Genomic DNA, 15,286 nt, shown 5'->3' on the forward strand with positions numbered 1-15,286 from the left:
TAAGGCCTCGCCCGCGGATTCGGGGGAGGAAGCGAGATGGCGCAGGTCGAGGTATTCGATGAGGAGGATGCGCGCGAGCCGTTGTTCGTCGGCGAGTTCGGCTTCCTGCCGCGCGCGGGCGAATGCCTGTCGATCGCAGTCGATGGTGCGTTCAGCTATTACCGGGTGACCGAAGTGTGGTTTCGCCACGACGAGGAAGGCGAGGCATTCCAGCCTTGCCTGCGCGTCGAGCTCGAAGACTAGCCGTTAGGGGGTTGCGCCGGGCGCCCCGATCCGTAGAGGGGCTTGCCGCATGGATCAGGTGAAAATCAGGCGCGCACTCCTCTCGGTCTCCGACAAGACCGGGATCGTCGAACTCGCACGGGCGCTGGCGGCGCAGGGAGTCGAGCTCGTCTCGACCGGGGGCACCGCCACCGTGCTCCGCGATGCCGGGCTCGCGGTTCGCGACATCTCCGACCTCACGGGCTTTCCCGAGATGATGGACGGGCGCGTGAAGACGCTCCATCCCAAGGTGCATGGCGGCCTGCTCGCGATCCGCGGCAACGAGGACCATGAGGCCTCGATGGCCGAGCACGCGATCGCGCCGATCGATCTCGTCGTGGTCAATCTCTATCCCTTTGCCGAGACGGTGGCGCGCGGCGCGAGCCGCGACACGATTATCGAGAATATCGATATCGGCGGCCCGTCGATGGTGCGCTCGGCGGCGAAGAATCACGAAAGCGTCGCGATCCTCACCGATCCCGCCGACTATGCGCTGGTGACGGACGGCTCAACCACGCTGGCCCAGCGCCGCAAGTTCGCCGCCAAGGCCTATGCCGCCACCGCCGCCTATGACGCGATGATCGCCAGCTGGTTCGGCCTGGTCGATCAGGGCGAGGAATTCCCCGACACGATGCACCTTGCCCTCAAGCGCGGCCAGCAGCTGCGCTACGGCGAGAATCCGCACCAGAAGGCCGCCTTCTACATCCATGGCGGCCCGCATGTGCAGGGGATCGGCCAGGCGCGCCAGGTCCAGGGCAAGGAGCTGAGCTACAACAATTATAACGACGCCGATGCGGCGCTCGAGCTGGTCAGCGAGTTTCGCGACGGCCCGCCGAGCGTGGTGATCGTCAAGCATGCCAATCCCTGCGGCGTGGCCAGCGCGGCGACGCTCGCGGACGCCTATGCCGCGGCCTTTGCCTGCGACACCGTTTCGGCGTTCGGCGGCATCATCGCGGTCAATCGCCCGCTCGACCGCGCCACCGCCGAGCAGATCACCTCGATCTTCACCGAAGTGGTGGTCGCCCCCGGTGCCGATGCGGAAGCGCTGGCGCTGTTCGAGGCGAAGAAGAATCTCCGCCTGTTGCTGACGGAGGGCCTGCCCGATCCGGCGCGCGGCGGCCTGACCGCCAAGTCCTTCGCGGGCGGCTGGCTCGTCCAGAGCCGCGACAACGGCATCACCGCGCGCGAGGACCTGAAGGTGGTGACCCGGCGCGCGCCGACCGAGCAGGAGCTGGCCGACTGCCTGTTCGCCTGGAAGGTGGCCAAGCACGTCAAGTCGAACGCGATCGTCTATGCCAGGGACGGCAGCACCGCCGGCATCGGCGCGGGCCAGATGAACCGCCTGGAGAGCGCGCGCATCGCCGCCTGGAAGGCGAAGGACGCCGCCGAGAAGGCCGGCTGGGCGCAGCCGCGCACCATCGGCTCGGCGGTCGCCTCCGACGCCTTCTTCCCCTTTGCCGACGGCCTGCTCGCCGCGGTGGAGGCCGGGGCGACGGCGGTGATCCAGCCCGGCGGCTCGATCCGCGACGACGAGGTGATCGCGGCGGCCGACGCGGCCGGCCTGGCGATGGTCTTCACCGGCATGCGGCATTTCCGGCACTGAGCAATTCCCCCTCCCCGGCAAGGGAGGGGTGCTAGAGCGGCCCTTCCGTCGGCAGCGTCGCTTCGCTGGCCGCCGGCATCTTGCGGAACAGCGCCCGGTCCTCCGGGCCGAAGCCGAACTTGATGATCACGAACAGATAGGTGACCAGGATCGCCGGCATGCCGATGCTGAGCTCGGCCCATTCATATTGCTTGGGCAGGGACGTGAACGCGCCGCCGACCAGGCCGGCGATCGCGATCGCGGCGAAGAAGCTCGGGCGGATCGAGACGACCGACGCGCCGGTGAGGCGATAGAGCAGGGCGGCCTTCACCGCCGAGCCGATCGTCAGCGACACGGCGAGCGCCAGTGCCGGCCCGGCGGCCTGGACCGGCTCGGACCAGCCCTCCGCCCGCGCGACGAAGACGAACACGAAGCTCAGCACGATCTGCAGCAGCAGCACGCACACCGATATCGCCAGGTTCTTGTGCCGGGCGATATAGACCAGGCCGGTCTCGCAGACCGCCCCGGTCGAGGCGAGCACTTCCGCGACGAGCAGGATGCACAACGCGCCGGCGCCGATCACGAACTCCTTGCCGATCAGTCCCATCACGCCCTCGGCCGGGAGCGAGAACATCACCGCCAGCGCCGCCTGGGCGCTGGTCACCCAGAAGCCGACCTGGCGCACCTGCTTGGCGACCGCCACCCGGTCGTCCTCGGCCAGCGCCTTGGTGACGACCGGCCCCAGGATCGGATCGAAGCTCGATTTCAGCCGCTGCGGCACCGACGCCACCTGCTGCGCCATATAATAGATCCCCACCACCGCCGGGCTGAACAGCAGCGCGAGGATGAAGCGATCCACGTTGCGCGTCGCCCATTCGATCGCGTCGGCGCCGGCGAGCGGCGCATTGGCGCGCGCGAGCCACCAGATCGAGCTGGGGCGCGGCCGCCAGCCATGCGGCAGGCCATATTCCTTGACGAAGGGCACGATCGAGGCCGCGAGCGCCGCGATCATCGACAGCGCATAGGCGAAGATCAGCCCGTCGCGCGCCGAGACATAGGAAAAGGCCCAGGCGGCGATGCTGATCGTCCAGGGCTCGATGATCGCCCGCGCGGTCACCGCCGCGCCGATATTGTGGCGATAGGCGCAGGCTGACAGCGCGACGTCGGAAAGCGCCGGGCACAGCACCACCAGCGCGACCAGCGGCTCGAGCCCGGTCACCTGGCTGTTGGGGAACATCGCCTGGGGGAAGACGACCAGCACGCCGCTGGCGATCAGCGACGCGATCAGCGCCACCACCATCGCGTCCCACACGACATGGGTATGCGGCCGATCGGTGCCGGCCAGCGCCTGGGCGAGCCCGCGCTTGAGGCCCAGCGTGGCGAGCAGCGCCGCGACTTCGATCACCAGCACCGCGATCGCATAGCGGCCGACAATGTCCGGGCCATAGGCGCGGCCGGCGATGAACAGGAACGGCAGCCGCGCGGCGAGGCGCAGGACGAAGCCGAGAATGTTGGTTCGCCCGCCCTTGGCGAGCGCGTCGATGTCCTCGCCCCCCGACGGCGCGGTCACGGCCTGGCTCAATGCGCCGCGCCCCAGCTCGGACCCACGCCGATCTCGACGCCCAGCGGCACGCTGAGCCTGACCGCCGGCTCGGCGGCGGTCGCCATCACCCGCTGGATGACCGGCCGCGCCGCTTCCACATCGCCCTCGGGCAGCTCGAACACGAGTTCGTCATGCACCTGGAGGAGCATCCGGACGTTCGGCAGGCCGGCTTCGAGCAGTGCCGGGCCCATCCGCGCCATCGCCCGCTTGATGATGTCGGCGCTGGTGCCCTGGATCGGCGCGTTGATCGCCGCCCGCTCGCTGCCGGCCCGCTCGTTCGGATTGGGCGATTTGAGCCGCGGGAAATGCGTCTTCCGGCCGAACAGGGTGGTGGTGTAGCCGTGCTCCTTGGCCAGGTTCAGCGTATCGGCGATATAGCGGTTGATGCCGGGGAAGCGCTCGAAATAGCGGTTGATCATCGCCTGCGCCTCGTCGGGCGTCACGTCGAGGCGGCCGGCCAGGCCCCAGCGCGAGATGCCGTAGAGGATCGCGAAGTTGATCGTCTTGGCGCGGCCGCGCGTATCGCGGTTCACTTCGCCGAACAGCTCCATCGCGGTGCGGTTGTGGATGTCCTCGCCCTGCTCGAACGCTTCGCGCAGGGCGGGCACGTCGGCGATATGCGCCGCCAGGCGCAGCTCGATCTGCGAATAATCGGCCGAGAGGATCACATTGCCCGGTTCCGCCACGAACGCGTCCCGGATCTGCCGGCCGGTCTCGGTGCGGATCGGGATGTTCTGGAGGTTGGGGTCGGTGGAGGAGAGCCGCCCGGTCTGGGCGCCGGTCAGGCTGTAGCTGGTGTGGACGCGCCCGGTCGCCGGGTTGATCTGCGCCTGGAGCGCATCGGTATAGGTGGATTTGAGCTTGGTCAGCTGGCGCCAGTCGAGCACCTTCAGCACCATCTCGCGGCCCGGGGAATCCTTGTCGGCCGCGATGCGCTCCAGTTCGTTCACATCGGTGGAATAGACGCCGGACTTGCCCTTGCGCCCGCCCTTGATCCCCATCTTGTCGAACAGCACGTCGCCCAGCTGCTTGGGGCTGCCGATGGTGAACTTGAAGCCGGCCAGCCCGTGGATCTCCTCCTCCAGCGCGGCGATCTGGTGCGAGAAGTCGGTCGAGAGCCGGTGGAGCACCTGCGCATCCACCTTGATGCCCGCGCGCTCCATGTCGGCGATCACCTTGACGAGCGGCCGGTCGACCATCTCGTAGACTCGGGTCGAGCCCTCATAGGCGAGCCGCGGCTTGAAGCGGCGCCACAGCCGCAGCGTCACGTCCGCGTCCTCGGCGGCGTAGCGGGTCGCGGCCTTGAGATCGACCTGGCCGAAGCCGAGCTGGTTCTTGCCCGTGCCGACCACGTCCTTATAGGCGATGCAGCTGTGCGAGAGATGGGTGGCGGCCAGCTCGTCCATGCCGTGGCCGTGCAGCCCGGCGTCGAGATCGAAGCTCATCACGATCGTGTCGTCATAAGGGGCGACTTCGATGCCGCAGCCGCCGAGCACGATCAGGTCGTATTTCAGGTTGTGGCCGATCTTGAGGACGGCGGGATCCTCGAGCAGCGGCTTCAGCTTGGCGATCGCCACCGCGCGATCGATCTGCACCGGCTTCTCGGCGAACATGTCGGTGCCGCCATGGCCGATGGGCACGTAACAGGCCTTGTTCGGCGCCAGTGCCATCGAGACGCCGACCAGCTCGGCGCGGGTGGCGTCCACCCCGGTGGTCTCGGTGTCGACCGCCAGCCAGCCCTGGTGCCGGGCCTCGGCGATCCACCGGTCGAGCGCGGCTTCGTCCACCACGGTCTCATAGCCGTCGTGATCGCAGGGCGGGTCTTCTGCCAGCCCAGGCGTCTCGTGCGTCTCGACCGGCGCATCCGCCACCGCCGAGAGCCGGTTGAGCAGGGTGCGGAAGCCGTGATGCTCCAGGAATGCGCGCAGCGGCGCATCGGGAATGCCCTGCAGCGCGAAGGCCTCGAGCGGCTCGGGCAGCGGCACGTCGCTGGCCAGCTCGACCAGCTGGCGCGACAGCCGTGCCATATCGGCATGCTCGATCAGATTGTCGCGCAGCTTGCCGGCCTTCATCGCCGGCGCGGCGGCGAGCACCGCCTCGACATCGCCATGCTCGAGGATCAGCTTGGCCGCGGTCTTGGGGCCCACCCCCGGCACGCCGGGGACGTTGTCGACGCTGTCGCCCATCAGCGCCAGCACCTCGCCCAGCTTGTCGGGCCCGACCCCGAACTTCTCGATCGTGTTCTCCGGCCCCAGCCGCCGGTTGTTCATGGTGTCGAGCATGTCGACGGACGGGTCCGTCATCAGCTGCATCAGGTCCTTGTCGGAGCTGACGATGGTCACGCTCCAGCCCTGGGCCAGCGCCGCCTTGGTATAGCTCGCGATCAGGTCGTCGGCTTCCCAGCCCGCTTCCTCGATGCAGGGCAGCGAAAAGGCGCGAGTCGCGTCGCGGATCATCGGGAACTGGGGCACCAGATCCTCGGGCGCGGGCGGGCGGTGCGCCTTGTACTGGTCGTACAGCTCGTTGCGGAACGTGTGCTCGCTCTTGTCGAGCACCACCGCCATATGGGTGGGGCCGTCGGCCTTGTTCAGCTCGTCGACCAGCTTCCACAGCATGGTCGTGTAGCCATAGACGGCGCCCACCGGCTCGCCATGCTTGTTGGTGAGCGGTGGCAGCCGATGATAGGCGCGGAAGATATAGCCGGAGCCGTCGACGAGATAGAGATGGGGCATCGCCGCGCCGGGATAGCCGAGCCCGTGCGCCGAACAAAGCCCGCTTTGCTCCAGTTTGCGTCGGGGACGCCGATTCCCGGCACGGGCAGCGCTCCGGCACGCATTTCGCCGGCGTCATCGGCCATGGCGGGATGCGGTCGCCGCGGTCATGCGCGCGGCGTGTTCCGCCGCGTTGCCCGCGCGCTAGTCGCGATGGGCGACGATCGCCTGCGCCACCTGCTGCATCAGCATCTGGCGCTCGCGCACCGGGCGGTGCGTGTCGCCGATCATGATCGCCAGCGCATAGGATTTGCCGTCCGGCGCCGTGAGGATGCCGACATCGTTGAAGCCCGCAGTGCGCGCGCCCAGATCCTGGCCGGTGCCGGTCTTGTGGCCATAGGTCCAGCCCGGCGGCACCGCGCCGTGCACGCGGGCGCGGCCGGTCTTGGCGCCGTCCATGGTCTGGAGCAGCCAGGCGGTGGCGGTCGGCGACAGCAGCTCGCCGCGCTTCAGCCGGGCGAGCGCCACCGAGATGCCGGCGGCGGCGGCGCCGTCGGGCGGATCCTTCACATAGGATTCGAACGCTGCGAGGCGCACGGCGGGGGAGAGGCGCGAGCGGGCGATCGCGAAGCTGTTGCCCATCGAATATTCGGGCTTCCACGCCAGGCCCGCGGTGCCGGCCTGGAGCAGCTTCTCGCCGGGGCCGAAGCGCACGCCGGTGATGCCCTTGCGCGCGAGGAAGCTGCGAACGGCGTCGGGCCCGCCGACCAGCCGCAGCAGCTTGTCGTTGCAGGTGTTGTCGCTCATCTGCATCGCGCGGCGGATGATCTCGCCGACGCTGGCGGTATAGCCGGCATCGCCCTTCACCAGCGCGGCGACCGGCTGGTGGAACAGCGTGAAATCGGCCCGGGTGATCGTGATCGGATCCTCGAGGCGGATCCTGCCCTGGTCGACCTGGTCGAGCACGGTCATCGCCACCCAGAGCTTGGACACGCTCTGCTGCGGCATCGGCCGCTCGCCGTTGGCGGCGACGATCCAGCCATCGTCGATGCTGGTCACCGCGACGCCGACAAGGCCCTCGAAACCGTTGGTGATGCCGCGGATCGCCTGGTCGAGCGCGCGGGGCGCCGGCGCGGTCGGCTTCCATGCCGAGCTCTTCGCCTTGGCATCGCCCCAGGGAAAGGCCAGGCTCACGCCATAGGCGGCGGGCAGATAGGTGGCGAGCGACGGATCGCCGTGCACGGTGCAACCCACCAGCATCGCCGGGCCGAGGCCCGCGATGGTCACTGCACGCTGAAACGTCGAGAAGTCCTCGAACTTAAACACTTAACACGACCCCTTGCCCGTCTCCGACCATGCGGCGGATGTGTTGCGCGGGAAAGTCCGCGCCATGCCGGGTTGCGACGAATACCAGTCTTGTAGCGGTGAAGCGTGAACGCAGCGGAAACGCGCCGTGATTTTTCGGCGGAATGCGGGGAAAGTCCGGAGGTTCAGTTGCCGCTGGCGCGAAGCCATGCGTTGATCTCGGGCACGGCCGGATCGGGCGTGCAGCCGCCGGCGCGGCGCAGGACGCAGCCGGGCGCGTCGGTGAGGCCGGGCGCGGCGCAGGCCTCGAGCCGATAGTGCTTCGGCAGTTCCCCGGCATGGGCGCGCGGCGCCACCACCACGTCGAAGGCGCCCGCATGGCGCGCGGCTTCCGCCGGCGTCCGCAGCACATAGATCGGCGTATCGCGGCGATAGAGCGCATAGGCGCCCGCGACGGTGTCGCGCGGCCGGTAGAGGGCGAGGCCGCAGGTGGCGGCGGGCCGGCCGGCGCGCTCGAGCGCGCCGGCGAGATCGGCCTCCAGCGACCAGTTGGGGCGGAAATGCCCCGCCGCCAGCGCCGCCGAGGCCGTGCCCCACAAGGCGAGCGTGCCCATGGTCGCCAGCGCCAGCCGGCGGCGGGGCACGCGGCGAAGCAGCTCGGCGCTGCCGATCGCGGCCAGGATCACCAGCAGCGCGGCGCTCGCCAGCACGAAGCGATATTCCTTGTGCCCGATCAGCGAATGGAAGCCGAGATGCGCCAGCGCCACCCAGAGCAGCACCGGATAGCGCTTCGCGCCGATCCAGGCGAGCAGCAGGATCGGCGCCGTCGCGAGATACCAGTACCAGGCGATCAGCGAGAAATAGCCGGTGACGGGCATCTCGCCATAGGCGCCGGCGCGCCCGGCGATCAGGTTGATCCGCGCCGCCTCGATCATCCAGCGGAAGGGCATGGCGCCCATGGCGAGATTGGCGGCCGCGTCGATCGCCAGCGCCCCGCAGCCGCCCGCGATCATCGGCAGCCAGGCGCCGCGCCAGTCCCGCCGCGCGGTGAGGATCGCCAGCGTCAGCAGGGCGGGGGCATATTGGATGCGCGCGACGAAGCAGAGCCCCATCAGCAGCCCGGCGACCGCGAACTGGCGCGGCCCCGGCTTTCCACCCGGCTTTCCACCCGGCTTTCCGCGCGCGAGCAGCAGCCAGATCGCGCCCATCAGCAACGCCAGCCCGATCGGTTCGGAAAGCGCGCGCGGGGCGAAATAGACGAGCTCGAACCAGGTCGCCGCGACGAACCCCACCACGATCCCGTGCAGCCGCGACAGCCGGAGCCCCAGCGCCGCCGCGCTTCCCACGATCGCCAGCGACAGCGCCGCGAGCGCCAGCCGCGCCAGCAGCAGATGGAGCGTGGTATCGGGCGAAAGCGCGTGCCCCAGCGCCATCGGCCCCGCGAGCAGCTCGGGGATCAGCCAGCTGCGCAGGCCTTCGCGATAGTCCCAGGTCTGCACCCAGGGGCCGGCGACCAGGTGCCAGGCGGGCTCCAGATACTGCCAGATCTCGTCGAACCAGCCGACCGTGAAGGGGATCGAAGCGGCGATGCGGAGCGCCGCCGCCAGGGCGATCGCGCCCCAGAAGATCCGCGCGCGGCTCAGGGCACCAGCACCGTGTCGACCGCCGCCGGCAGCATCTCGGGATAGTCGAGCGTGTAGTGGAGGCCGCGGCTCTCCTTGCGGTGCAGCGCGGAGCGGACGATCAGGTCGGCGCTCTCGAGCAGGTTCCTGAGCTCGATCAGGTCGGGCGTCACGCGGAAATGGCCGTAATAGTCCGCCACTTCGTCGCGCAGCATCTTGATCCGGTGCGCCGCGCGCTCGAGCCGCTTGGTGGTGCGCACGATGCCGACATAGTTCCACATGAAGCGGCGGATCTCGGTCCAGTTCTGCTTGATCACCACTTCCTCGTCGGAATCGGTGACCCGGCTCTCGTCCCAGGGGCGGATGGCGGGGGGCGGGGCAAGGTCGCCCCAATGCGCGGTGATGTGGCTGGCCACCGCCTCGCCGAACACGAAGCATTCCAGCAGCGAGTTGGACGCCAGGCGATTGGCGCCGTGCAGCCCCGACTGGCTGACCTCGCCCGCCGCATAGAGATTGGGCAGGTCGGTGCGCCCGTCGCGATCGATCACCACGCCGCCACAGGTGTAATGCTGGGCGGGGACGACGGGGATCGGCTCCCGCGTCATGTCGATGTCCAGGTCGAGCAGCCGGGCATGGATGGTCGGGAAGTGCTGCTTCACGAACTCGGGGCCCATGTGACTGATGTCGAGATGGACATAATCCAGGCCTAGCCGCTTGATCTCATGGTCGATCGCCCGCGCCACGATGTCGCGCGGGGCCAGCTCGGCGCGGGGATCGAGATCGGGCATGAAGCGGCGCCCCGCCTCGTCGCCCGCATCCGGCGGCAGGAGCAGCCGCCCGCCCTCGCCGCGCACCGCCTCGGTGATCAGGAAGTTCTTGACCTCGAGATTGTAGAGGCAGGTCGGGTGGAACTGCATCATCTCCATGTTCGAGATGCGGCAGCCCGCGCGCCAGGCCATGGCGATGCCGTCGCCGGTGGCGCCGCGCGGCGCGGTGGAGAAGAGATAGGTGCGGCCCGCGCCGCCGGTCGCCAGCACGGTGGCGCGCGCGGTGAACAGCTCCACCCGGTTGGTCCGCCGGTTGAAGGCATAGACGCCCCAGACATTGCCGGCCCCCGAATAGCGTTCCTCGTGCCGGCTGGTGGCGAGGTCGATCACCACCATGTCGGGCACCAGGGTGATGTTGGGATTGGCCTGCGCCGCCTTGAGCAGCGCGGTCTGCACCGCCAGCCCGGTCGCGTCGTCGACATGGACGATGCGGCGATGGCTGTGCCCGCCCTCGCGCGTGAGGTGCAATGCGCCGCCCTCGGTGTTGAACGGCACGCCGATCTCCGCCAGCCGCGCGATCGCGGCGGGGGCGTTCTCGACCACCATCTCCACGGTTGCGCGGTCGTTGAGCCCGGCGCCGGCGATCATCGTGTCCTCGATATGGCTCTCGAACGTGTCGCCCGGCTCCAGCACCGCGGCGATGCCGCCCTGCGCCCAGGCAGTCGATCCTTCGGCGAAGCCGCCCTTGGCGAGCACGGTCACCTTGAAGCGCTGGGCAAGGTTGAGCGCCGCGGTGAGCCCCGCCGCGCCCGATCCGATGACGAGGATGTCGCTGCTATGGGGATCGTGCGCCATGTCTTCGCTGGATGTCTCTTCCGCTGGTTCCCGCCCGGACTAGGCGCTAGGCAGGGGTGCTGGCAACGGGAGAGAGATATGCGCCGCCAAAGCCTGGGTTTCGCGCTGGCCGCGCTGGCGGCGCTCTGGGCCGCGCCCGCCGTCGCCGCCGGCTGCACCCTGGGTGCGCCGGGCGAGACGGTGCGCGTCGCGGTGGGCGGCACGGGGCGTTCGGCGATGCTGCACCTGCCCGCCGGCTTCGCGCGCGCCCGCCCGGCGCCGCTCGTCCTGCTGCTCCATGGCAGCGGCGGCAGCGGCAAGGGCATATTCGAGAATTCGAAGCTCGCCGCCGCCGCCGATCGCCATGGCTTCATCGTCGCCGCGCCCGATGCCGGCATCCCGGTGCAGCAGGGTTTCGTGTGGAACATCCCGGGCGTCCCCACCGTCACCGGCAAGATCCCCGGCCCGGGGGATGCCGACGACGTCGCCTTCCTGACGGGCATGATCGACTGGCTGGCGGCCAATCGCTGCGCCGACCGGACGCGCGTCTACGCCACCGGGCTTTCGGGCGGCGGGCGGATGAGCAGCTGGCTCGGCTGCGTCGCCGCCGAGCGTTTCGCCGCGATCGCGCCGGTGGTCGGCCTGCGCGCCGGCAACCCGCTGGCGGGCAATCCGCGCGTGCCGGATCCCGCCACCTGCACGCCGTCGCGCGCCGTTCCGGTGATCGCCTTCGCCGGAGACGCGGACAGGACCAACCCGATCCAGGGCGGCGGCGCGGGCTATTGGCAATATACGATGGCGATGGCGCTCGCCCGCTGGTCGGACCTGGATGGCTGCCGTGCCGGCCCGGCGCAACGCGAGCTGGGCGCGGCGCTATATGAGGTGCGCTATTCCGATTGCCGCGCCGGCGCCGAGGTGCTCGGCCGGATCACCCGCGGCGCCGGCCATGTCTGGGCCGCCGACAACGATGCGATGTGGGCCTTCTTCGCGCGGCACCGGCGGCGCTGAGCCGGCCCCGGCCTAGCTATTGGCCGCCCGGGTGAGGTTGAGGAACACGTCCTCCAGATCCGCCTCGCGGGTCGAGACGTCGACGATGCCGAGACCGGCGCCCTGCACCGCGCCCAGCACCTCGCCGGCATTCGCCTGGTCCTTGCGATAGGTGATGACCAGCGTCCGCGCGCCCTTCATCTCCACCTTCTGGAAACAGGCATTGGCCGGCGGCGCCGCCACGTCGCGGTCGACCGTCACTTCGACCACCTTCTCCTGCGCCATCCCCACCAGCTCGCGCGTCGGCTTGTTGGCGATCAGCTTGCCATGGTTGATGATCGCGATCCGGTCGCACAATTGCTCGGCTTCCTCGAGATAATGGGTGGTCAGCACCACCGTCACCCCGCGCTGGTTGAGCTGGCGGACATAGGCCCAGAGCTGCTGGCGAAGCTCGACGTCCACGCCCGCGGTCGGCTCGTCGAGCACGAGCACCGGCGGCGAATGCACCATTGCCTTGGCCACCATCAGCCGGCGCTTCATGCCGCCCGAAAGCGTGCGCGAATAGGCATCGGCCTTGTCCTCCAGATGGACCGCGCGCAGCAGCTCCATCGCGTCGAACCGGTCCCGGGCCACGCCGTAGAGCCCGGCCTGGATCTCCAGCGTCTCCTTGGGCGTGAAGAAGGGATCGAAGATGATCTCCTGGTTGACGATGCCGATGCTCGCCTTGGCGTTGCGCGGATGCGCATCGATGTCGAAGCCCCAGATCGAGACCGCGCCGCTGGTCTTGTTGACCAGCCCGGCCAGGATGTTGATCAGCGTCGACTTGCCGGCGCCGTTCGGGCCGAGCAGCCCGAATATCTGCCCGCGCGGCACGTCGAAGGTCACCCCGTCGAGCGCGCGCTTGCCGCCCTGATAGGTCTTGGAGAGATCCTGGATCGCGATCGCAGCCTGAGTCATGCCCCGCGCATATCGCGTTGCGGCGGCGCGGCAAAGGCCCGGCGGCGGCGTGGAGCGTCAGGCGGCGTCGCGCAGCCTGTCGGCAGGGGGGATCGGCAGCCGGATCGTCGCGCGATAGCCCTGGTCGATCGGCTCGCTTTCGAGCGACGCGGCGTCGGCATAGACCATCTGGAGCCGCGTGCGCGTGTTGGCCAGGCCGATGCCATGGCCGGCGCGCTCGCCCTGGGGGGCGTCCGGTCCCTCCCAGCGATTCTCCACCGTCAGCACGAGCATGTCATCCTCGCGATGGGCGCGTATCGCGATCTCGCTCCTGCCCGAGACGGCCTCCACGCCATGCTTGATCGCATTCTCGACCAGGGGCTGGAGCAGGAAGCTGGGCACGGATACGGCACCGAGCCCGGCGGCCACGTCCATCCTGATCTCCAGCCGCTCGCCGAAGCGCGCGCCTTCGATCTCGAGATAGCGGTCCACCGTTTCCAGCTCCTCGGCGAGCGGCAGGCTCTGCGTCTCGATGTCCATCGATGCCTGGAGGAAATTGGCGAGCCCCTCCGCCATCTGGTTCGCCTCGGCGGTGCGCCCGGTCACGATCAGGCTGGAGACGACGTTGAGCGAATTGCACAGGAAATGCGGATTGAGCTGCAGGCGCAGCATGGTGAGCTCGGCCTCCAGCCACGCCACCTTGGCCTCGGCCAGCTCGCGCTCGCGCAGGCGGATCTTCCGCATCGTGCCGGTGATGACGAACAGCGAGAGATTGCATGCGTCGATCAACAGGTAGATCACGGTGACGAGGAGCAGCGCCTGGCCCGAATGGTCGGGAATGCGCGTCGCCATGAACTCATGGGTCGCGAACTGGCCGGCATAGTCCAGGACCATCTGGAGGATCGCAGTGCCGAGCAGCACGGCGAGTCCGGCCGGGATGACGAGCCGCAATCGCTTGCCGACCGCCCAGCGCAGCACGGCATAGGGCAACGCGGCCAGCAGGAGCGCCGCGCCCGTTCCCCAGGCGAGGGTGATCCATTCGCCCGCGCCCACGATCTGCCCCGAGACGAACGAGCCGGGTATGATCACCGACATCGTCGCGCCCCACAGCACCGCGGTCAGCTGCGCGGCCTGTTTCGGGGTGGGCGGCACGATATCGAACCGGTTCGTCATGGCGTGACAGGATAGTAACGCACGGTGCCGATAGGCAAGCGTCGCCGAATCCGCGCATCGTTGCGGGACGCGAGCGCGCTTGCTATCGGCGACTCATGACCGCGCCCCTGCCCGAGACCATCCGCACCGCTTCCGCCCGCGTCGCCTGTGACGGCACCGGCCCCGGCCTGCCCGCTGCCCTTGGCCATCCGCGGGTGTTCCTGCAGATCGACGAGCATGGCTATGTCGATTGCGGCTATTGCGATCGCCGCTTCGTGCTGATCGGCGGCCCGGCCGACGGCGCCGACCAGGGCCGCCTGCCGGATCATCCGGCCGGCGCGAGCATCTAGGGCGGATCGCGCTTCGATCCGGGGCCGAATCGCGTCGGCGCCGGGCCTAGGCGAGCTTCAGCGGCAGCCGGACCGCCGCCCGGAACCCGTCCGCGACGGCACCGGTCTCGAGCGACGCCTCGCCGGCGAACAGCATCTCGAGCCGCGCCCGGGTATTGGCCAGGCCGATGCCCCGGCCCGGTCGGACCGGGGCCGCCGCCGGGGCCGGTGCCGATCGGTTCTCCACGGTCAGCACCAGCTGCGTGCCGGCCCGGACCGCCGCGATGCGGAGGCTCGCCGTCCCGGCGCTCGCCTCGACGCCGTGCTTGATCGCGTTCTCCACCAGCGGCTGGAGGAGGAAGCCCGGCACCAGGGCTCCATGCAGCGTGGCGGGGGCATCGGTCTCCACCCTCAGCCGTTCGCCGAAGCGCGCCTGCTCCAGGTCGAGATAGCATTCGATCAGCTCGAGCTCGCGCGCCAGCGGCACTTCGGACCCGTCCAGGTCCATCGCCGCATGCAGGAACTCGGCCAGGCCTTCCGCCAGCCGGTTGGCCTCGTCCGCCCGGCCGAGCGTGATCAGCGCCGAAAAGGCGTTCAGCGAATTGTACAGGAAATGCGGGTTGAGCTGGAGCCGCAACAGGGCGAGCTCGGCGCGTAGCCGGGCGATCTCGGCACGGGCCAGCTCGCGCTCGCGGCTGCGGATCCGCTGGAGCACGCCGGTCACCACGAAGACGGCGCCGGCACAGGCATAGATCAGGAAATAGATGATCCGGACGATCAGCGTCTCCTCGGGCGAATGCGTCGAGAGGCGGGTGGGGAGCAGGCCATGGACGAGCGCCTGGATGCCGAAATCGCTCGCGGTCTGGATCGCCGCCGCGCCCGCCAGCGCGATCAGGGTGATCGCCACGCCCAGCCAGAGCGGCTTCCCGTTGCCGGCGGAGAGGCCGAGATAGACGGTCACGGTCAGCGCCGCGCCGGAGAGCATCACGCCGGCCTGCGCCACCCATTCGGCGCCGCGGAGCTGGTCGGCGGCGGCCAGGCTGGGCAGCAGGATCGCCGCGATGCCGATCCACAGGATCGCGCCGAGCTGGGCGGCCTGGCGAGGCGGGGGAAGCTGGAAGTCGAGCCTGGGCATGCGCATCCGGAGCGGTTTCTGGGGCAGTGGCCGCCGCCGGTGCGAAGCCATATGGCGTCCGT

Annotated in this window: 12 protein-coding genes; 4 read left to right on the forward strand and 8 right to left on the reverse strand. The window is 69.5% G+C overall.

Features of this window, described 5'->3' with window-relative positions; all coding sequences use genetic code 11:
• The first annotated feature begins 36 nt into the window (after positions 1–36).
• Positions 37–243 (forward strand): hypothetical protein, encoded by a 207-nt coding sequence (locus OMP43_RS00460; RefSeq protein ID WP_280277481.1) that lies wholly within the window; start codon positions 37–39, stop codon positions 241–243.
• A 49-nt stretch (positions 244–292) separates the two neighbouring features.
• Positions 293–1,864 (forward strand): bifunctional phosphoribosylaminoimidazolecarboxamide formyltransferase/IMP cyclohydrolase, encoded by a 1,572-nt coding sequence (purH, locus tag OMP43_RS00465; RefSeq protein WP_280277482.1) that lies wholly within the window; start codon positions 293–295, stop codon positions 1,862–1,864.
• A gap of 31 nt (positions 1,865–1,895) precedes the next feature.
• Here the strand turns inward: purH and OMP43_RS00470 are convergent, their stop codons facing one another.
• The 5 genes from OMP43_RS00470 to nadB all read right to left on the reverse strand — a co-directional run bounded on the left by OMP43_RS00470 (position 1,896) and on the right by nadB (position 10,706).
• Complete coding sequence (locus OMP43_RS00470) at positions 1,896–3,413, reverse strand: lipopolysaccharide biosynthesis protein (RefSeq protein ID WP_280277483.1); 1,518 nt, start codon at positions 3,411–3,413, stop codon at positions 1,896–1,898.
• 8 nt (positions 3,414–3,421) lie between these two features.
• Complete coding sequence (gene polA, locus OMP43_RS00475; RefSeq protein WP_280277484.1) at positions 3,422–6,178, reverse strand: DNA polymerase I; 2,757 nt, start codon at positions 6,176–6,178, stop codon at positions 3,422–3,424.
• A 183-nt stretch (positions 6,179–6,361) separates the two neighbouring features.
• Positions 6,362–7,483: a serine hydrolase gene (locus tag OMP43_RS00480; protein ID WP_280277485.1), complete on the reverse strand. Its 1,122-nt coding sequence runs from the start codon at positions 7,481–7,483 to the stop codon at positions 6,362–6,364.
• 164 nt (positions 7,484–7,647) lie between these two features.
• Complete coding sequence (locus tag OMP43_RS00485; protein WP_280278083.1) at positions 7,648–9,105, reverse strand: hypothetical protein; 1,458 nt, start codon at positions 9,103–9,105, stop codon at positions 7,648–7,650.
• Positions 9,102–10,706, reverse strand: a complete 1,605-nt coding sequence (nadB, locus tag OMP43_RS00490; RefSeq protein ID WP_280277487.1) for an L-aspartate oxidase — start codon at positions 10,704–10,706, stop codon at positions 9,102–9,104. Before nadB ends, OMP43_RS00485 begins: the two co-directional genes overlap by 4 nt.
• A 78-nt stretch (positions 10,707–10,784) precedes the next feature.
• On the opposite strand from nadB, the gene OMP43_RS00495 reads away from it, so the two are divergent.
• Complete coding sequence (locus OMP43_RS00495) at positions 10,785–11,693, forward strand: PHB depolymerase family esterase (protein ID WP_280277488.1); 909 nt, start codon at positions 10,785–10,787, stop codon at positions 11,691–11,693.
• A gap of 12 nt (positions 11,694–11,705) precedes the next feature.
• On the opposite strand, the gene OMP43_RS00500 is transcribed toward OMP43_RS00495, so the two are convergent.
• Together OMP43_RS00500 and OMP43_RS00505 are read right to left on the reverse strand one after the other, a co-directional pair.
• A complete protein-coding gene (locus tag OMP43_RS00500; protein WP_280277489.1) occupies positions 11,706–12,629 on the reverse strand; it encodes an ABC transporter ATP-binding protein in 924 nt (307 codons plus the stop codon).
• A 57-nt stretch (positions 12,630–12,686) separates the two neighbouring features.
• Positions 12,687–13,781, reverse strand: a complete 1,095-nt coding sequence (locus tag OMP43_RS00505; RefSeq protein WP_280277491.1) for a histidine kinase — start codon at positions 13,779–13,781, stop codon at positions 12,687–12,689.
• A gap of 95 nt (positions 13,782–13,876) precedes the next feature.
• Here OMP43_RS00505 and OMP43_RS00510 point away from each other — a divergent pair, with 95 nt between their 5' ends.
• Positions 13,877–14,110 (forward strand): zinc-finger domain-containing protein, encoded by a 234-nt coding sequence (locus OMP43_RS00510; protein ID WP_280277492.1) that lies wholly within the window; start codon positions 13,877–13,879, stop codon positions 14,108–14,110.
• A gap of 46 nt (positions 14,111–14,156) precedes the next feature.
• Here OMP43_RS00510 and OMP43_RS00515 read toward each other — a convergent pair whose 3' ends face one another.
• The gene (locus tag OMP43_RS00515; protein WP_280277493.1) at positions 14,157–15,224 is read right to left on the reverse strand and encodes a histidine kinase; all 1,068 of its coding nucleotides are present in this window, start codon (positions 15,222–15,224) and stop codon (positions 14,157–14,159) included.
• Positions 15,225–15,286: the final 62 nt, after the last annotated feature.

This window comes from Sphingomonas sp. CBMAI 2297, assembly GCF_029870595.1.
GTDB lineage: Bacteria > Pseudomonadota > Alphaproteobacteria > Sphingomonadales > Sphingomonadaceae > Sphingomonas.